We start from the raw sequence: 21,659 nt of genomic DNA on the forward strand, positions 1-21,659 counted from the left end.
GCGCGGAGAAGCATCCATGGCACGCGGTGGCGGCGCAGACCCCAGTTCCCCGGGCAACCCCTCGGGGAGCCCGTCCTCGCCGCCGCCGTCCGCCCCGCCACCCCCGGCCGGTGGGCCGACCGGGGGTTCCGGCTTCGGCATGAACTCCTCCTCCATGGAGGGGCTCCAGCGCAAGGCCGGTGACTTCCAGGCCCGCCTCGCCGCCATCTCCAGCGGCCTCACGGGCCTCAAGCTGGGGCCGAACGCCCTCGGTCCCATCGGCATCGTCGCCGTTCCCGCCCTGAACAACTCCAACGACGCGTCGGTCGCGCAGGCCAACAACGCGTCGACCGCGATGGGCAACGTGCAGTCGGGCCTGAAGGCGACCGCGCAGACCCACGTGCAGAACGACCAGTTCAGCCGCGACCAGTTCAAGGCGATCGACCCGAACTCGAACGCCCAGCGGCAGCCGGGGTCGCCCGGCACCGGTCCGCTCGGGACGAAGGGCCCCGGCGGGCCGCAGGTCTCACCGGTCAACAACCAGCCGGGCGCGTCCGGGCCCAACGGGTCCGGCGGCAGCAGGACGGCCGGCGGGCCGTCGGTCAGCCCGGTGAAGAACGTTCCCGGGGCCACCGGCCCCAACGCGCCCGGCGGCGGCAAGACCACCGGCGGGGCATCGGTCGGCCCCATCACGAACGTCCCCGGGGCCGCCGGCCCCAACGCGCCCGGCGGCGGCAAGACCACCGGCGGGGCGTCCGTCGGCCCCATCACGAACGTCCCCGGGGCCGCCGGCCCCAACGCGCCCGGCGGCGGCAAGACCACCGGCGGGGCGTCCGTCGGCCCCATCACGAACGTCCCCGGGGCCACCGGCCCCAACGCGCCCGGCGGCGGCAAGACCACCGGCGGGGCGTCCGTCGGCCCCATCACGAACGTCCCCGGGGCCACCGGCCCCAACGCGCCCGGCGGCGGCAAGACCACCGGCGGGGCGTCCGTCGGCCCCATCACGAACGTCCCCGGGGCCACCGGCCCCAACGCGCCCGGCGGCGGCAAGACCACCGGCGGGGCGTCCGTCGGCCCCATCACGAACGTCCCCGGCGCCACCGGCACCACCCCCGGCGGCACTCGCGGCCCCAAGGGCGGGGCGTCCGTCGGCCCCATCGCCAACATCCCCGGCGCCACCGGCGCCACCACGCCCGGCGGCGGCAAGACCCCCGGTGGGGCGTCCGTCGGGCCGATCACGAACGTCCCCGGCGCCACCGGCACCACCCCCGGCGGGACGCGCGGGACCACCGGCGGACCCGGTGTCGGCCCCATCGCCGGTGTGCCCGGTGCCCCCGGTGCCACGCCGGGTGGTTCGAAGGGTTCGACCGGTGGTCCCGGCGTCAGCCCGGTGACGGGTGTGCCCGGTGCGTCCGGAGCAGGCCCCATCGCCAAGGGCGGCCCGACGCCGGGGGCGGCCCCGGTCACCGGCGTGACCACGCAGCCCGGCGCGGGCACGGCGGCGTCGAAGATCACCGCCGCTCTCGGTGGCGCGCCCTCGACCGTCACCCCGCCCGTGGGCGGAGCCCCGATGGCCGGCGGCCCCATGGGCGGCGCGGCACCCGGCGCGGCAGGCGGCACGGACCGGTCCAGCAAGTTCACCGGCGGACCCGGCAAGGGCACCTTCGACGCACCCAGGGCACCCACCGCCGACGGCACCATCACCAAAGCCCCGCCCACCTCCTCGTCCACCCCACCACCGGCACCCAAGCCGACGATCAACACCCCGACCACCCCGAGCGTCCCGAGCATCAGCACCCCGGGCGGCGGGGCCCAGGGTGGCGGCGTCCCGAGCACCGGCGCTCCCGGCAGCACGCCCGGCACGCCCACGACCTCCACCCCGCCGTCGACCACGGCCACCGCCCCGCCGACGACGCCGAAGCCGACTGCGGGAACGCCCTCGACCGTCACCCCGCCCGCGGGCGGAGCCCCGATGGCCGGCGGCCCCATGGGCGGCGCGGCACCCGGCGCGGCAGGCGGCACGGACCGGTCCAGCAAGTTCACCGGCGGACCCGGCAAGGGCACCTTCGACGCACCCAGGGCACCCACCGCCGACGGCACCATCACCAAAGCCCCGCCCACCTCCTCGTCCACCCCACCACCGGCACCCAAGCCGACGATCAACACCCCGACCACCCCGAGCGTCACGCCGCCGCCGAATCCGACGTCGACGCCGAGTCCCACGTCGACGCCGTCCCCGGCCGGGCAGCAGCCGAGCACGCAGCAACCGGCCGTGAAGACACCACAGCCGGTCACGCCTCCCCCGGTCGCGGCACCGCCGATCACCGCACCCTCGACCGCAACTCCGTCCACCGCGGTGCCGCCAAGCGCGGTGCCCCCGGCTGCCACGCCGGCCGCGACCGCGCCGCCGACCACGGGCAGCACGAGCGGGACCGCCAAGCCGAGCGGCCCGAACGGCGTCTTCGACGCACCCAAGCCCCCTGCGGGCGACGGCACGGTCAAGTCCGCCCCCGCCGGGTCGCAGGCGCCCCCGGCCGCTCAGCCCAGGCCGGCCACCCCGTCCATCAGCACGCCACCGCCGGTCAACACGCCGCCGGTCAACACCCCGCCGGCCGCGAACACGCCCAGCACGAACCCGCCGGCCCCGAACCAGCCGACCCCGGCCCAACCGGTCGCAAAGACACCACAGGTCTCGCCACCCCCGGTCGCAACGCCGCCGGTCAGCACCCCGCCGGTCAACACGCCACCGGTCAACACGCCACCGGCTTCCACGCCACCGATCTCGTCGCCGACCACCTCGACGCCACCGGCTTCCACACCCCCCGTCTCGACGCCCCCTGCCTCCACCCCGCCCCCCGCCTCGACGCCACCGGTCTCGAAGCCGTCGATCTCCACGCCTCCGATTTCGACGCCGCCCGTCGCACCGCCGCCGGTTTCGACACCGCCGGTAGCGAGCGCCCCTCCGGTCAACGCGCCCTCGGTCGTCCCGCCTGCCGTCACCCCGCCGATCCCCACACCCCCGGCAGCAACTCCCCCGGCCGTCAACACGCCTGCGGCCGGCACGCCGCCGGTCGCACCGCCGCCGGCCTCCACACCACCGGCCCCGCCGGGAACGCCGAACACCACCGCGCCCCACACCAGCGGGCCCAACAGCAATGCGCCGACCGCCACCGCGCCGCCCACTCCGGGCACGCCGCCGAACTCCGGGGCTCCCGGCACGTCGCCCAAGGCACCCGCGACCGACGCGGCACCGGCTGCCAACGCCGCACCGGACGTCAAGACCCGGCCCGCGCCGGACACCCAGGTGCAGACCCCCGCGGCCGCCGTGGTCGTGCCACCGGTCGCACCGCCGGCACCGGCGAAGAACAAGAAGGTCCGCGGCGGTGGAGCGCCGCCCAAGTTGGACGCCCCCACCGGGCCCCGCGGCAAGGACGTCATCGCCGACGAGTCCTGGCGGCACGACCCCGCCAGGACCGCCGACTGGTTCGCGCCCAGCGACCCCGTGTCGCCGGACGTGTGGGCGCCTCGCCGGGCCGACGCGCACTTCAAGACCGTGAACACGGTCGTCGCCGACGTCACCACCGACAGCACGCCCAGCAAGATCAAGTCCTACCAGGGGCTGGTCAACTACGACCTGCGCCGCATCGAGGTCGCGCCCGGCAAGTTCGTGCAGGACTACACGGTCAAGGTCCACCTCAAGCCCGGCAAGGACCCGGACGTCGACGCGCAGACCATCGCGGACCTCAAGGTCAAGGCGAAGACCGGCGTGGACGACCTGCTCAACCAGGGCTTCCGCCTGCCGAGCGGCGACCAGTTCCACCTCAACCTGGAGTTCACGAACGACCCGAAGGACGCCCACACCACCATCGAGGTCGGCAAGACCGGCACCGACCAGACCCACTGGAACCCGAACTCCAGTCCCAACCTCCTCGCCCACGAAACCCTGCACTACCTGGGCGTCCCGGACGAGTACTCGGACTCCACCCGCGTCTTCCAGCAGCACGCCACCAACTCCGGCGTGCACCTGAACGACGGCGGCATGATGGGCCGCGACGTCCTCGGCAACGACCCCGGCCTGCGACCCCGCCACCTGTGGCTGGTCGAGCGCGCGGCCAACAGCCAGGTCGCGGTCCCGGACACGCTGCTCAACGACCCGGGCCCCACGTCGAGGCCCCCGACGACGTACGCGCCCCCGGTGACCACGGCACCGGCCCCGGCGCCGGACCCCGCCAACCCGGGCCCGAACGCGCCGAACCCGAACGCCACCCCGCCGGAGACGCCCGGCAGCCGGCCCGCCCCCAGCGGCGGCAAGCGCAAGCGCGACGGCGAGGACGGCGTCGACACCGACATGGACGTCGACACCGACACCGACGTCCGGGACGTGTCGAAGCGCCCGCGCACCGACACGGACCCGATCACCGGCGTGACGTGGGACAACGACGTCAACGCCCCGCTCGACCCGGCGGCCGACGTCGAGATGCCCGACGCCGGCACCGACGCCGTCGGGGACGTGAACGGCCCGGTGGTCGACCTCCAGAGCAACGCGACGACCAAGTTCAACGACGCCTTCAAGGACCTCGCGAACGGCAGGCCGGTCCACCTGCCGACGCCGGGCGGCTACCTGGCGGACCTCGACGCGAACGTCAAGAACGACAAGCCGGTCGGCTTCGTCGTCAACGCCATCGTGCCGATCAAGGACATCGACGCGAACTCGCTGCGGGACGTGATCGGCCAGATCACGGCGGACGCCAAGGGCCTCGACGGCAAGGTCGCGTTCGTGATCGGCGTGAACACCCGGGGCGACCTGGACCCGAACGCGCAGGCGGCGGTCGAGGCGAAGCTGGCCGAGCTGGAACCGGTGCTCGCGGACATCGACGTGCCGGTGGCCCTGACCGGCTTCACCTGGAAGATGCCGTCCAGCGGCAACCTGCCGTACGGCACGATGCGCAACGAGACCCTGGACAGCACGCCGAACAAGTTCGCGATCTCGGCGATGGCGAACAACGGGAGCCACCCGTACATCGCGGTGCAGGACTTCGACCTGGGCTCGCGCAACGTGCCGTCGGGTCGGCACATCTTCAACCACGTCGTCGACAGCATGAAGGGCCCCGACGGCCTCCCGCCGGCCCGCCCGCTGATGTTCAGCGGCGGCTACCGGACGCCCGACCTCGACACCCTGGTCCAGGACGTGGAGGCCAAGCTCCAGCAGACCGGCGGGACCATCCCGGACCCGGAGGCGTTCAAGAGCGACTTCGCCCGGAAGATCACGCAGGACATGGACGCCCGCGTCGAGCAGGCCAAGACCAGCCCGATGCTGCCGTACACGCCCGAGCCGAACCTGTTCTTCGACGGGGTCGCGCCGCTGGTCGACCCGACCGTGCGGTTCGGCGACGGCGGCGCGGAGTTCTCGATGCTCGGCAGGTCGCTGAACAACTTCTTCGCCAACGAGCTCGGCGCCGTCTACGACCAGAAGATCGCCGACATCGAGGCGAACGCCGACGCCGGGGCGAACGCCGACGCCGACGTCGACATGGACGCCGACGTCGCCGCGGACACCGCCGCCGACGTGGCGGACCAGAAGGACGTCCAGCTCTCGCAGCTGGCGGTCGACGCCCAGAACTACAGCCACCCGATCCGGACCCGGGCGTTCATCTCGGACTTCAAGGGCGGCGCGGTCGAGACCGACCTGACGCGCATCGCGGTCACCTACGTCCAGTCCGGCTCGCTCCCCCAGACGCACGCCGCGCTGGGCGGTGTCGCGGACCGCTTCTTCCACCGGAAGGAGGACAAGTCCGGCACGAGCCTCAGCGGCTTCCGGGACAAGTTCCCGAAGCTCGCCGGCGTCAACCGCGACCCCGCGAACCTCGGGGCCGACCCGGACCCCCAGCTGAACCCGAACCCCCCGCAGACGAAGCCCCCCAGGGACAACCCGACCGCACCCCCGCCCCAGCCGTCGACCGCGCCCCAGTTCAAGGAGGTCGCCAAGGTCGCGAAGGACCTGGGTGCCGGCCCCAGCCGCAAGATGGACTCGGCGATGTCGACGCCGGTGCCCGGCCACCCGGGCGTGACGGCGGGCATCGACCAGCGCAACCGGATCGTCAAGACCGTCGCGGGCGTCAACACCGCGATGTCCGGGCCGGAAGCGTCGATGCAGCGCAGGTTCGGCGCGATGAACAACATCTCGAACCTGCCCTCGACGCTCCCGCCCGCCCCGAACGGCCTGTACGACGCGGTGGGCAAGGCGCAGAACGTCGACCCGGCGCAGCTGCGCGGCGACGTGACCGACTACGTGTCGTCCCTGAGCGCCGACAAGGGCAAGCTCAGGGGTGACGCCAAGGCGCAGGCGGAGGCCGAGATCGAGATCCGCCGGCAGCTCGCGGACTTCATCACGGACCACCCGACCACCAACGGCGACCTCGTCAACTCGGTCGTGCAGCCGGGGCCGAACCCGGAGTTCGACCCGTCCGTCCTGCGAGAAGTGCCCGGCGCGGAGTCCCGCAACGTGATGACGGGCCCCGACGTTCACCCGGACGGTGGACCGGTGGAGACGGGTCCGCTGCCCGACGTGCCGGACCCCGCGCAGGTGAGGGCCGACGCCGAGAGCGCGGCGAACGCCGACCACATCGCCGCCCAGGCGCTCGCGACGCAGCTCCGGACGCCGATCGTGGTGCACCACCCGTCCGGTCCGCCGACGACCTACACGCCGTTCGGCACGGACCTGCCCGAGGTCGCCCCGATCGAGGTGGACGCGGTCCAGGGCCCGAACGGCCGGAGCACCTACACCCCGCACGTCGCCCCGGCCTCCGGGCCGGACGTCGTGGGCACGCGCCCCGCGCCGACCCCGGACGTGCCCGGCACGCGCCCCGCGCCGACCCCCGACGTGCCGGGCACCAGGCCGGCGCCGACGCCCGACGTCCCGTCGACCTCGAACACCACGACCCCGGACACCACCGCCCCCACCAGCACGGCCCCCGGCACCACGAGCCCGGACACCGCGGCCCCGGTCGTGCCCGAGACGCGCTCCCGGGACCTCGGCACCGACACCCGCACGGACACCGACGCGGACGTGCAACCGCCCAACGCGCCGCGCCTGCGGTCCCGGCCCACGCCGAACCCGGTCATCCCGATGGCCACGCTCACCCCGCCCACCCCGGGACCGGTCCTCACCACGAAGAACCTCCCGGACTTCTTCCAGGGCAACCAGGCGCTGGGCACGATCGCCCCGGTCGACGTGCGGGGCGCGCCGAAGGTCACCGAGGCCGTCAACGGCCTGCGCGCCGACGACAAGGCCGCCATCGAGAGCGCCCTGACCTCGGACTTCGAGTCGTTCCTCGGCAACGGCCGGAACTTCCAGGTCAAGATCGGCCGGAACTGGTTCGAGGCCAACGTCCAGGCCACGATGATGCCGCCGGCCGACCCTGCCGCGGCGGTGACGACGCCCGGCACGACCACCAAGGTCGACATGACCGCGCAGAGCGGCACGGCGACGTCCACCACGACCAACCTGACCACGGCGAACGACGTCGGCGCGGCAGCCACTGCGGGTGTCGCGACGGGGCCCTACGGCTCGATCGGCGGCAAGGCCCAGCAGGCGACCCCGGCGACCGGCATCACCAGCTCGACCGCCACCACCGACCAGCGGATCATCCGCTCCGGTGAGGGTTCGACCACGGCGAAGGTGCCGGTCAGCTACCGGGTCACGCTGACCGACGCGCGGGGCAACGCCCAGCCGCCGATCACGGTCGACTCGGACCCGGCCGGCCCGGTCGACGTGACGCTCCAGATCCCGGACGACCTGTCGACCATCGCGGACTCGAAGCCGGCGCTCGCGGCGAACCCGAACGCGCCGCGCGCGGACTGGGGCGCGCGCGTCGAGCACGCCGTGCCCGAGGCCGTCACGGACGTGAACTCGACGAAGGCGTTCTCGGACGTCGCGGCGAAGCTGCACCCGTCGATCACCAAGATCGGCTCACCGGGTCGCGCGGCGCTCCAGACGTTCCTGAGCCCGACCACCATGCGCGACAACATGGGCGCGATGCTCACCGGCTGGGTGACCTCGCCGGACCTGGTCAGCCCGCACGCGAGCAAGGTCTCGGCGGTCCAGGCGCGCGCGACCCTGAAGGGCGCCGAACTGGTCGGCGTGCACGACGCGTCCCAGCTGCGCCTGCACGACTCGACCTCGTCGAGCACGGGTGTCACCGCGACGACGAAGACCGGGTTCGACGCCACCGCCGGGTTCGGCGGCAACATCGGCCAGGCCGGCGTGCTCGGCGGGCAGGTCGGCGTGACGGCGACGTACTCGGCGCGCACCGCGGACAGCTCGAACGCGGGCACGAACACCGTGAACAAGACCGGCATCCAGCTCAAGGGCCAGACCGGCCTCTACAAGGTGACCGCGGACGTCGAGGTGCGCACGCCGAGCGGCGCGAACGTCACCGTGCCCGTCACCACGTACATGCGACTGGGCCTGCCGGAGGCGGCGGCGCTGGACCTGCCGGTGCCCGACGGCACGCAGAAGGGCACCACCAAGCCGACCGACACGCCCCGCTTCGCGCCGCCGTACCTGGACTCCGCGTTCGCCGCGGGCAACGCGCGCGTCGGCGACTTCGAGCCGGCGAACCGCGTGCAGTCGCAGGTCGAGGCCGCGCTGAAGAACGTGGCCGGGTTCAAGGACTTCCTGCCGAACTGGAACGACCCGAACGCGAACCCGCGCAGCGGCAAGGGGCAGGGCTTCGCGGACGTCGCGCAGCGGCTGGCCAACCAGCGCAAGCTGAACCTGCTGTCGCCGACCGCGCTGAAGTCCAACATGGACAGCCTGCTCGGACCGGGCGTCAACGTCCAGCTGAAGAACTCCGACGCCACGACCAACACCTACGTCAACATCACGGTCAAGGCGAAGCTCTCCGGCACCACGCACCTCGGTCAGGCCGACGCCCGCAACATCCGCGGCGCGTCGTCCAGCGGCCCGAAGCTCGACAGCGCCACCACCACCACGAAGGGCTGGAGCGGCGGCGTCGAGGGCAAGGTGGTGATCCCGGCCAAGACCGCGAACGCGACGCTCATGCCGACCCCGCAGTTCGGCGCCAAGTACAACCACTCGTGGACGTCGAAGAACACCGGCGGCCCGACGGTCAACTCGACGTCGCTCAACGTCGGCAGCCCGAACGCCCAGGTGTTCCAGGGCGACGTGGAGTTCGAGGTCGAGATCACCACGTTCACCCGGCCGCGCTCCTGGGTGCAGCGGGTGACCCCCGGCCTGCCCGGTCGGCAGGCGCCGCAGCCGCGCGTCGTGGCGCGCACCGTGGGCGCGTCGCTCGACCCGGCCGCGCCGAACAACCCCGAGATCCTGCCCGCGATCAGCGGCAAGGTGAACGTCTGGGTGTCGGACAGCTCGGCCCTGAAGGTGGACCCGAAGGGCTTCAAGCCCGGCGACCCGCAGGTCACGACGCTGACCGACGCGCCGACGGTGAAGGACCTGCTGACCAACCGCACCAAGCCGGCGTCGCCGGAGTTCCTGCACGTCGAGGCGGTCGCGAACACCACCGCGCTGCGGGACCAGGCGATCGACGCGCTCAACCGCGCGGCGAACGGCGACTCGGCGCTCACCGTGCCGGGCACCGAGTCGCGCAACCAGATCGACCGCATGTTCAGCCCGGAGAACATCAAGGCGAACCTGCGCAAGCTCGTCGAGACGGGCATGCAGGAGCAGGGCCTCAAGTACGACCGGCGGGTCACCGACCGCACCGGCTCGGTCGGCATGTCGATGACCCTGGGCAACCCGAAGCTCGTGTCGATCGCCGACGACACCGGCACGGAGAACGCCGTCACCGGCGGCTACAAGGCGGGCGACGCGTCGTCCACCAGCCGGTCGGTGGACATCACCGGCGGCGTCAACGTGCCGATCAGGCCGAACGCCACCCCGCCGCCCGCCGGCGAGCCGACGCCCGCGAGCGGCGCCGGCGGTGTGGCCGCGGTCGGCAAGTACACGCCGTGGGCCGACTCGAAGTCCGAGGCGCGCGAGGTGGCCGGCAGCGTCGACCGCAACGTGGTGACGCCGCCCGCCGCGCGGACCGTGCTGATCCAGCTCGACGCGGACGTGACGATCGTCGGCGAGAGCCGCGCGGGCAACGTCGTCCACGGCGGCACGCCGCGCGCCGAGGGCGCGTCGGTGAAGCTGCCCAAGTCGGTGTTCGTGCGGGTCAGCGAGGACGTGGCGCGCGAGCTGGGCGTGCTGCCGAACGTCGCGCCGACGGTCGGCTCGCCGGACTTCGGCGGGATGGCGCCGCCGAAGACGCTCGCCAAGGACGAGCCGGGCTCGCTCGGCCTGTCCGCCGTCGACAAGGTGCCGGACCTGTCCGCCGCGGTGGACGACCTCGTGACGCAGGTGAACGCGAAGACGTCGAAGCGGTTCGGCGACCCGCTGGTGCCCGACTCGGTCCTCAAGGACTCGATGAACAACCTCCAGCGCCTGGTCGACTTCTCCTCGCCGGCCTCGGTGAAGGCGATGATCGACAGCGCGCTGGACGGCGGCGTGCCGCTGCTGGTGCACCAGCCGGGGACGTTCGGCAAGGACTCGTTCCAGGTCACGCTGCGCGCGAAGGCGGGCGAGCCGAAGTTCGACCGGGTGGTCAACGACGGCGTCGACGTGGAGCACACGATCGCCGGGGCCGAGAAGGTCACCACCGGGCAGGGCCGGGGCTCCGGCTGGGGCGTGGGCGTCAAGGCGCCGGGCCTGGCCTCGCCGGGCAGCGCGAACCCGAACGTGTCCGGCACCGCGGGCGTCATCGCGTCGGCCAACTACGGGCACGCCAAGTCGAGCACGGTCACCGACGCCACGACGCACCAGTTCGGCCACCTGCGCGCGGGCAGCGGCCCGGCCGCGAAGTACACCGTGCCGGTCGAGTTCGAGCTGGTGGTGGAGCGCGGCGACAAGGAGATCGCCAGGGCGACCACCGGCGCGCAGGAGATGGGCATCCGGCTGCACGCCGACAACCAGCGCGTCGCGGACCCGGCCGCCGGGCCGACGCCGCCGTACATGGCGGCGGCGATCAAGCGCGGCGCCGAGTTCGGCACGCCGACCGCGGCGCGGGCGTGGCAGCGGGCGGGGTCGCCGTCGTCGCTGCCGCCGAACGCGTCGGTGGAGAACCTGCGCGGCGCGAAGGACCTGCGGGACGCGGCGGTGAAGGCGCTGACCGACGCGGGTGCGAAGCCGGGCATCACCGGCAAGGGCACCGGACCGCTGAACACCCTGCTGTCCACGCTCAGCTCGGAGAACCTCCAGCCGGGCCTGCCCGGCATGCTGGACGGGCCGCTGGACGTGCCCGGCCTGCACGAGGCCGCGCTCACGTTCGGCCAGGACGCCGACGTCAAGGTGTACGCGAAGCTGGTCAACCCCCGGCTCGGCGCGCTCAGCGACGGCGTGAACCTGGAGAACCCGGTCTCGGTGGTCAGCACCACCAGCGGCGAGGCCAAGGTCACCGAGAGCGCCGACGTGTCGGTGGGCTTCGCGACCGGCAGCGCGGCCGTGAAGCAGGGGACGGACCCCAAGGACACGGTCAACTTCAACACCGGCGGCGTCGAGGTCAGGCACGCGGCCGAGGACTCGCAGGCGGTGTCCGGCGGCGCGACCGACAACAAGGTCAACAACCTCAAGGCGCAGGGCCGCACCGGCCTGGTCGAGTTCGACGTCGAGTACCGGGTCGTCGCCACGATCGGCGGCAGGACGGGTGTCGTCGACCTGGCCGTGCCGGGTTCGGCCGCGGTGCGGATGCCCGCGCCCGAGGCGCAGGCCGTGCTGGGCAAGGACTTCGACCCGGAGCTGGCCAAGGCGCAGGACGACGTCAAGGCCGCGGCGAAGAGCTGGCGCGACGCGGAGGTCGAGGTCGACAAGGCCCGGCACGCGGCGCAGGACGCGATCAACGCCGCCGCCGCCGAACTGGCGAAGACCGACGCCGAGGTGCACGCGCTGTCCAACGACCTGAACGGCGTGATCGGCGCCGCCGGCGCCGAGTCGGGCAAGGTCGACGGCCTGGCGAAGGCCGTGGACGACGCGCGCGACTCCGTGGCCGACCTCCAGCAGCGGGTCAAGGACCTCAACACCGAGGTCGGCGAGCTGGACGTCGTCGCCCAGAACGCCGACGAGGCGCTGCGCGACGCGACCGCGGACGTGGAGTCGTCCGCCGACACCGTCGCCGACCTGGAGTTCCGGCTCGGCGAGGCGCGGGAGAAGCTCGACACGGCGAAGCAGGACCTCGACGCGGCCGGGAAGGCGCTCGCCGACCACCGGGCCGCGCCGCCGCCCGCCGAGGGCGCGCCGCCGGTGGACCCGGCCGTCGAGCGGGACCTGGCCGACGCGGTGGACACCGCGAAGAGCACCCGCGACGGCGTGCAGGCCGGCGTGGACCGCCTCGGCACCGAGCTGGACGACGCGAAGGCGCAGCACTCGACGGACCTCGACGCCCAGCGCGACGCGAAGGACGCGGCCGAGCGGGCCAACGCGGACCTGGAGCGGGCCGAGGGCGACCTGAAGACCGCCCGCGACGACCTGAAGACCGCGCGCGACACCCTCGACCAGGCCAAGACCGACCTGCGCGACCAGCAGCGGACCGTCCGCGACACGACGGCGGACCGCGACGCGAAGCAGGCCCGCTACGACGTGCTGCTCGCCGCGCGGGACGCGCAGGAGGCCAGGATCGCCGCGGCCGAGGTCGTGCTGAACGACCGCCGGCAGGAGGCGGACGCGCGGCAGCAGGCGTGGTGGGACGCCAAGCGCGTCGTCGACCAGCGCGTCGACACCTACAACGCGACCCCGGCTCCCGCACCGGTCCCGGCTCCCGCGCCGGCCCCCGCGTCGACGAACGACGGCACCCCGCCGCCTCCCGGGACCGCCCCGAACAGCGCGCCGCCGCCCGGGACGCCGGTCGTCACGCCGCCCGCCGCACCGCCGCTGAACCGCGACGTGCCGGTGACGCAGCCGGGCGTCCCCCAGGTGGCCCAGACCGATGCGGCCCAGACCGATGCGGCCGGCACGCCCCCCGCCGCGCGCGCGGTGCGCGGCCCGAGGCCCGAGCGGTCGTTCGACCTGCCGCCCGGCGCCACCGACCTGCCGCCGGCCGACCGCGCGGTGCTCGACACCCTGGCGAAGGACCTGGTCGAGCAGAACGGCATCCGCGACCGCAAGGGCTACCAGCGGCCCACCGTCGCGGTCACCGGCCCGGACGCGCGGCTCGTGGCCGACGCCCTGGCCGCGCACGGCATCGACGCGACCGTCCGCGACACCACGACGCCGACCACCGACGTGCACGTCGACTGGGAGCTCAAGCGCGCCGACGGCTGGACCCCGCCCGCCGCCCCGGTGGGCGCCAAGGTCACCGACACCGTCATCACGTCGTCCGGACCGGCCGCCCCGCACCCGGTGCTGGACGACCCGTCCTGGCGGCACAGCACCGCACCCACCGCCGACTGGTTCGCCAACCCCGCGCCCGCGTCCGACGCCGACATCGGGACCGCCCGCGCCGGCGCGCCGATCACCGGCCGCGTCCGCGGCGAGGACGGCGGTGTCATGAACACCACCACCGTCGGTCGCGACGGCGTGAAGATGAAGGCGTGGCGCGGCCCGATCGCCTACGACACCCGCGTGCTGGACGTCAACGGCACCCCGGTCCGCGACTTCACCGTCAAGGTGCACCTCGACCCGGCAGGCCACGCCGATCCCGCGCAGCTCGCCGACGTGCGCGACCGCACCCGCGCGGGCGTGGAGCACCTGTTCAACCAGGGCCACCGGCTGCCGAGCGGCGAGCAGTTCCACGTCACCGTCGAGTTCACCACCGACCCCGCCGACGCCCACGCCACCGTGGAGGTCGCCGCGCCCGACGGCCGCGCCAACCAGCTGAGCTGGCCCGTGGACACCGACCCGCGCCGCCTCGCGCACGAGGTCGGCCACTTCCTCGGCCTGCACGACGAGTACTTCGAGACCGGCAAGGCGAGGCCGATCTTCCAGCACCAGGACGGCAAGGGCCGGGTCATGGGCGACAACGCGCCCACGACCGACGGCATCGACGAGGCCGACGCGAGCCTCAAGCCGCGCAACCTGTGGCTGGTCGAGAACCGGATGCGCGCGCTGGAGTCGTCCAACGACCCGGCGGCCGTGTGGACGGACCCGAGCGCCGTGGTCCCGGCCCCCGGCGGCACCGCGCCCCGGATCGACCACCGGCCGCCGCGCGTGTCGGACACCTTCGCCGAGGAGGTCCTCGACACGGTCCAGTCGGACGTGCAGGCCCCGAACGCGCCGTTCCGGCGGTCCCGGCCCGCGCCGCCCCCGGCCGTCCCGCTGGTCACGATCACCCCGCCCGTCCCGGAACCGGTCTTCGCCTCGGTGGACCTGCCGGACTTCTTCCAGAACAACCAGGCGCTCGGCTCGGTCGCCGTCAACGGCGTGCGCGGCGCGGAGCAGGTCACGTCCGCGGTGGACGACCTCCTGCCCACCGTGGACGGGGTGACGCCGCGGGGCGTCGACCGCATCGGCAAGGCGCTGGACGACGACTTCGAGTCCTTCCTGGGCAACGGCCGCACGTTCCAGGTCCAGGTCGGCAAGAACTTCTACGACGCCAAGGTCACGGCGGTCCTCAACCCCGCGACGGGCCCCGGCACGGCGTCGCCCGCCAAGGTCGACAGCCGGGTGGACAGCGGCGCGACCACCACGACGACCACGAGCCTGACGACCGGCAACGACGTCTCGCTCAACGCCACCGCGAGCCAGGGCATGGGCGTGTACGGCACGGTCGGTGTGAAGACCACGCTCTCCACCCCCGTCACCGGCAACACCGCCACGACGTCGGCGCTGGACGACCGCGAGGTCCGCGGCGGCGACGGCTCGACCAAGCACGACGTGCCGGTCACGTACCGGGTCACGCTGACCGACGCGCGGGGCGTCGTCGTCGGCAGCACGGACGTCCGGACCGACGGGACCGGCGTCGCCCTCCAGATCCCGGACGACCTGCGCAACCTGGCGAACACCGACAACGCCCTGGGCAAGGTGCGGCCGGCGGACGGGGCCTGGGGCGCGAAGGTCGAGCACCTCGTGCCCGAGGCGGTCACGGACATCGACGCCGACCGGGCGTTCCGGGACGTGGCGGCGCAGTTGCACCCGTCGGTCACGAAGCCCGGCGCGGACGGCCGCACGGTGCTCCGGGACTTCCTCAGCGCCACGAACATCCGCGACAACCTGCACGTGATGCTGAACGGCTGGGTCACCTCGCCGAACCTGACCAGCCCGCACTCGGCGTACGGCTCGGCCGTGCAGATGAAGGCGACGCTGGTGGAGGCCGAGCTCGTCGGCACGCACGGCGGCACGCAGTTCCGGATGCACGACACGGCGACCACGAACACGGGTGTCACGGCCACCGTCGGCTCGGGCGTCGAGGTGAACGCGGCCGTCGGCGGCGGTGTCGGCACGCCGGGCGTGCCCATCGGCACGGCGGGCATCACGGGTTCGGCGTCCGCCAAGACCTCCGAGAGCTCGTCGGCGGGCACCACGTCGGTGAACCGCGCCGGCATGCAGGTCGGCGGGCAGACCGGCCTGTACAGGGTGTCCGCCAACGTCGAGGTGCGCACGCCCAACGGCAGCACGGTGACCGTCCCGGTGACCGCGCACGTGCGGCTCGGCCTGCCGGAGGCCAACGCGCACGGCCTGCCCGTACCGGCGGGCACCCAGGCCCGGGTCACCAAGCCCGGCACCGAGGACACCCGGTTCGAACCGCCCTACCTGGCCGAGGGCCTCGCGGCGGGCAACATCCGCGTCGGCGAGTTCGCCACCGCGAACCAGGTGCAGGCGCAGGTCGAGAACGCCCTCAAGGGCTTGCCGGACTTCGACGGCTTCCTGCCCGAGTGGAACCGGGGCACCGACCCGCGCGCGGACGGCAAGAACTTCGCCGACGTCGTGGAGAGGCTGAACAACCAGCGCAAGCTCGACGCGGAGCTGTCGCCGACCGCGCTGAAGGCGAAGATGGACAGCCTGCTCGGTCCGGGCGTGCAGGTGCAGCTCAAGCGGCAGGGCCTCGCCACCAACGACTTCGTCAACGTCACGGTCAAGGCCAGGCTGAGCGGGGGGAAGCACCTCGGCGAGGCGGACGCCCGCCAGGTGCGCGGCCTGTCCTCCTCCGCGCCGAAGCTGGACAGCGCGACCACCACGACGAAGGGCTGGAGCGCGGGCGTCGAGGGTCGCGGCGGCGCGAACGTCAAGCCGGGTACCGCGGCGCTCGCGCCCACCGGCAACGCGGCCGTGAAGTACAGCAGCACGACGGCGAACAAGACCACCGCCGGGCCGGTGGTGAACGACGTGGCGCTCAACGTCGGCGACCCCAGGTCGCAGGTGTTCGCGCACGACATCGAGTTCGACATCGAGATCACCACGTTCAGCCGCAACCGGTCGTGGGTCAAGCGGGTCACGCCGGGCTCGCCGTTCCTCCAGGTGCCGAAGGAGAAGACCGTCGTCCGGACGGCCGACCCGGACAACCCGCCGGCCCCGAACGCCCCCGGCAACCCGACGATCCTGCCGCAGATCGGCGGCAAGGTGCAGCTCTGGGTGCCGGACGGCTCCGCGCTCAAGACCCCGTCGACCGACTTCAAGCCCGGCGAGCCGGTGGACGGCGCGCTGCCGCCGGGCACCACCATCTCCGCCCTGCTCAAGCCGGGCACGACCCGCCCGCCACGCCACGAGTGGCTGCACGTCGAAGCCGTGACGAACGCGGAGGCGTTGCGGGACAAGGCGGTCGAGTGGCTGAACACCTCGGCGGGCGCGGACGGGTCGCTGACCGTGCCCGGCACGCAGGCGCGCAACCAGATCGACAGGATGTTCAGCCCGGAGAACCTCAAGGCGAACCTGCGCAGGATGGCCGAGACGGGCCTGGTCGAGGACGGCCTGCGGTTCGACCGCCGCGTCACCGACCGCACGGGCGCGGTCGGCATGACCGTCGAGCTGGGCGGGGCGAAGCTGGTGTCCATCTCCGACACCACACCGGTCGAGACGTGGACGACCGGCGGCTTCAAGGCCGGCGACAGCGTCGCGCACGGCCAGTCGGTGGAGGGCTCGGTGGGCGTCGGGCTCGGCGGCAAGCCGAACGACGCGACGCCCCGGGGCGGGGCGACGTTCACCGCGGGCGCGAAGTGGACGCCGTGGTCGAAGACCGGGACGACGGCCCGCGAGGTCGGCGGCAACGTCGACCGCAAGCTGGTCCGCCCGTCCGGTGAGCGGACCGTGCTGGTGCAGATGGACGCGACATTCTCCATCGTCGGCGAGAGCCGGTCCGGCAACGCGATCCACAAGGGCACCCCGCGCGCCGGCGGCGGCACGGTGACCCTGCCGGGCGGCGTGTTCGTGCGGGTCAGCGAGCAGGTCGCGCGGGACATGGGCCTGCTGGAGGACGTGCCGCCGCACGACTCGCCGGACCACGGCACGATGCGCCCGCCGAAGCGGCTCAACCCCGGCGAGCCCGGCGGGCTGGGCCTCAGCCTGGTGGACGACGTGCCGGACCTGTCCCCCGTGGTCGCGCAGCTCGCCGCGGTCGTCAACCAGAACTCCAAGCGCGAGCTCATCCCCGACTCGGTGCTGGACGACTCGATGCGCAACCTCCAGCGGTTGGTCGACCTGACGTCGCCGACGAGCGTCAAGGGCCTGATCGACTCCGCGGTGGACGGCGGCGTGCCGCTGCTGCTGCACAAGCCCGGCGCGGTGATCGGCAAGAACACCTACCAGGTCACGCTGAAGGCCAAGGTGGGGCAGCCGAAGTTCCTGGAGGCGGTCAACGACGGCCGCGACATCGAGCACATCCTGGCCGGCTCGAACAAGAACTCCGACGCCGTCACCACGGGGTCCTCCTGGGGCGTCAGCGCCAGGGCGGGCGGCCAGCACCTGCCGGACGTGAAGAACGGCCAGTCGCCCGCCGCCGGCGGCGCGGTCGGCGCGAGCCTGAACTTCGCGCAGGCCAAGACCACCACCGACACCACGACCGAGCTGTTCGGCCACAAGCACACCGCCACCGGCCCGGCCGTGCGCTACGAGGTGCCGGTCGAGTTCGAGCTGGTCGTGCACAAGGGCGACAAGGAGGTCGCGCGGGTCAAGGCCGACGAAGCGCCGATCACCGTCCGGGTCCACGCCGACAACGTCCGCGTGGACTCGGCGGACGTGCCGGCCGACGGCCGCCCGTACGGCGCGGAGGCGACCGGCCGGCCGCCGACCGAGGCGGCGCGGGCCCAGGTCGACGCCTGGAAGCGGGGCGGCCACGACGTGCCCGGCGGTGCGTCGGTCGAGGGGATGCGCGGCGTCCAGGACGTGCGGATGGCGGCCGTCGCGGCGCTCGAACGCGCGGGTGCGGGCAAGGGCATCACCGGCAAGGGCACCGGCTCGCTCAACTCGCTGCTGTCCACGCTCAGCTCCGAGACGCTCCAGTCGATGCTGCCCGGCATGACGAAGGGCCCGCTGGAGGTGCCGGGCCTGCACGAGGCGACGCTGGGCAGGGCGCAGCACGCGAACCTGAAGGTGTACGCGAAGCTGGTCGACCCCCGGCTCGGCTCGCTCAGCGACGGCGTCAAGCTGGAGAACCCGACCTCCACCACGCACACCACCACGTCCGAGGCGAAGCACACCCAGAGCGGGGACTTCGTCGTCGCGCCGACGGGCGGCGTGAACAAGAAGGCGGACGACGCGCAGGGCAACCCGAACCTGGTCGACTCGGCCAACTCCGCGTTCGCCTTCCCGGAGTTCAAGCACAGCGCCGACGACTCGACCGCCGACTCGGGCGGCCCGGTCAGCGGCACGCAGCAGAACGTGAAGCCGTCCGGGCGCACCGGCCTGGTGGGGTTCACCGTGGAGTACCGGTTCGTCGCCGACCTCGGCGGCGGCAAGGTCGGCGTCTACGACCTGACCGTGCCCGACTCGGTGGACCTGCGGATGCCGCTGGCGGACGTCGAGGCGACGCTGGGCCGCACCGTCCCGCCGGACCTGGCGACCGCGCTGGACGGCGTGCGGGACGTGGCGAAGACGTGGCGCACCACCGAGGCCGCCGTGGAGACCACGCGCCACCAGGCGCAGGACCTGCTGGTCCAGCGCACCGGCGCGGACATCGAGGTCACCAACCGCCAGACCGTCCTGGACACCCGGTCGCGGGACGCGGAGACGGCGTTCGACGCGCTGGGCGCCCACGCCACCGCGGTCGACGAGGCCCGCACCGCCCGTGACGCGGCGGAGACCGCGCTGGAGGACGCCGAGACCCGCGCGGTCGACCTCGACCACGCCTCCCGGCGGGCCGACGAGGCGCTGGGCGACGCGGCGGCGGACGTCCGGACGACGCAGGAGGGCGTCGGGCGGGCGGAGGCCCACGCGCGGGCCGTCGACGACGCCCGCGCCCTGGCGGACCGGGCGCTGCGCGACGCCGAGACGGCCCTGGCCGAGCACGACGAGGCCGACACGTCGACCAGCGATCCCGACGCCGCGCCCGGCACACCGACCACCGACCCGGACACCACGCCCGGCACACCGACCACCGACGCCGATTCCGACGCCGACGCCGACCAGGTGCGGTCGGCCCTGGTGCGGGCCGTCCAGGACGCGACCGAGATCCGCGACGACCGGCAGGCCCGGCAGGAGAGGGCCGCGCTCGACCTGGCGAAGGCCCGGCAGGACCACCGGACCGCCCTCGACCGGCAGCGGACAGCGGCCGACGCGGCCGCGGACGCCAAGGCCGCGGCGGACCGGGCCAGGACCGACCTGGAGGTGGCCGAGCGTGCCGCCGCCGACGCGCGCCGCGACTTCGCCACGGCCGACGACCGGCTCCGCGAGGCCCGCGGCAACGCCCGCCGGGCCGAGCAGGACAGGCAGGCGGCCGAGTTCGACCACCAGCGGGTCGTGCGGGAACGCGCCGACCTGGAGACGCGGATCACCACCGTCGGGACCGACCTGGCGCAGCAGCAGGACGCGGCCGACGTCCAGCAGGCGAACTGGTGGAACGCCAAGACCGAGGCCGACCGGCGACTGGCGACGTTCAACACCCCGTCCACCGGCACCCCGTCCACCGGCACCCCGTCCACCGGCACCCCGTCCACCGGCACCCCTCCGCCCGCCTCCGGGACCACCACCCCCCGGTCCGGCCCCGCCTTCGTCCCCCCGCCCGGCGCGCAGACCTTCGGCGCGCAGACCTTCGGCGCGCAGACCTTCGGCGCGCCGGCGGTCACCGCCACGAGCACCTTCGGCGCACCCGCCGCGGGCGGCACACCCACCCCCGGCACGCCGACGCCGGGCCCGTCGAGCACCGCCGCCCGGCGTGACGCCGCCGCCGCCGCGCTGACCTCGCGCCACCGGTCCGAGCGGACCGCGGAGAGCAACGCCGTCGCGGCCCGCCAGGCGGCCGAGAAGCAGGCCGAGGCGCTGGCGCTCACGGCGAAGCAGCAGGCCGACTACAACGCCGAGAGCGCCGCCGTGGCCGCGAGGCTCGACGCCGAGCGCCTCAAGGCCGAGGCCGACCTGCTCACCAGGCAGCAGCAGGACCGCGTCACCGAGAGCAACGCGCTCGCCGCCCGGCTCCAGGCCGAGTACGACCGCGTCTCCGCCGAGCTGGCGGCCAACCAGCAGGCGTACCGGCAGCAGTTCGCCACCCAGGTCCTGGCGCACCAGAAGCTGGAGCGGGACCAGGTGGAGGCGCAGATCCAGCAGCAGCTCGCCGTCGCGCCCGGGTCGTTCGACCCGGACCAGGTCCGGCAGCAGGTCCTGAACAACCAGGCGGCCTTCCTGCGCACCGTCGAGCAGCAGCTCGACACCGAGCAGGCCGCCGAGCGGCAGCGGGTCGAGAAGGAGCTGGTCGCCCGGCAGGACCAGGACCGCAAGACCGCCGAGCAGCAGCTCGACCAGCGGCAGCTCGTCGAACGGCAGCAGGCCGCCCAGCAGCTCAAGACCGCTCAGGACGCCGAGCGCCTCAAGGCGGAGCAGGACCTCAAGGCCAGGCAGCTGCTGGAGCAGCAGCAGGCCGAGGCGGCGCTCGACGCCCGCCAGGCAGCCGAGCGCAAGGCCGAGGAGGACCGGCTCAACGCCCGGCACAACGCCGAGCACGCGGCCGAGCTGGCCAGGTGGCTGCCGCCGGGCACGAAGCACGCCGCGGCGTTCGCCGACGACAACGCCGCGGCCACGTGGGCGAACACGGCCTACCCCGGCCTGTCGAACGTGAACCGGGTGAACTTCGAGAACAACGTCCCCGGCCACAACGTCAACTGCACGAACTGCGTGATCGCCACGCACGAGACGCTGCACGGCCGCCCGGTCGCGGCGCCGCCGCTGCCCGCACCGGCGCAGGGCTCGTACCTGGAGGCCACCTTCGCCTCGACGTTCCGGACCGTCGCGAACTACCACGAGGTGGTCGACCACCTCGCCGCGCAGCCGGGCAGGCACGTCAGCGTCGGCATCACCCGCCCCGACGGCACCGGGCACGTCTTCAACGCCTGGAACGACCGCGGCGACATCACGTTCTTCGACTCGCAGAACCACCGCCCGGCCGACCTGGAGCGCGACGTGGTCACGATCCAGTTCATCCCGCTGCCGGACCTGCCGCAGCCGGGCCCGCCGCCCACCACCGCGACGCCGACGGCCGGCCCGGTCCCGTAGCGTCCTGCACCACCCCGACCAGAGCAGCAGACAT

At 73.9% G+C, this 21,659-nt stretch carries 1 protein-coding gene; it reads left to right on the forward strand.

Translation table 11 applies throughout. The annotated features are described in order from the left end of the window. Nucleotides 1-139 precede the first annotated feature (139 nt). Nucleotides 140-21,625 carry a toxin glutamine deamidase domain-containing protein gene (locus tag CKY47_RS25515; protein ID WP_306748682.1) on the forward strand — a complete coding sequence of 7,162 codons (21,486 nt, stop codon included), beginning with the start codon at nt 140-142 and terminating at the stop codon, nt 21,623-21,625. The last annotated feature ends 34 nt before the right edge of the window (nt 21,626-21,659 follow it).

It is taken from the genome of Saccharothrix longispora (assembly GCF_030852425.1).
Taxonomy (GTDB): domain Bacteria; phylum Actinomycetota; class Actinomycetes; order Mycobacteriales; family Pseudonocardiaceae; genus Actinosynnema; species Actinosynnema longispora.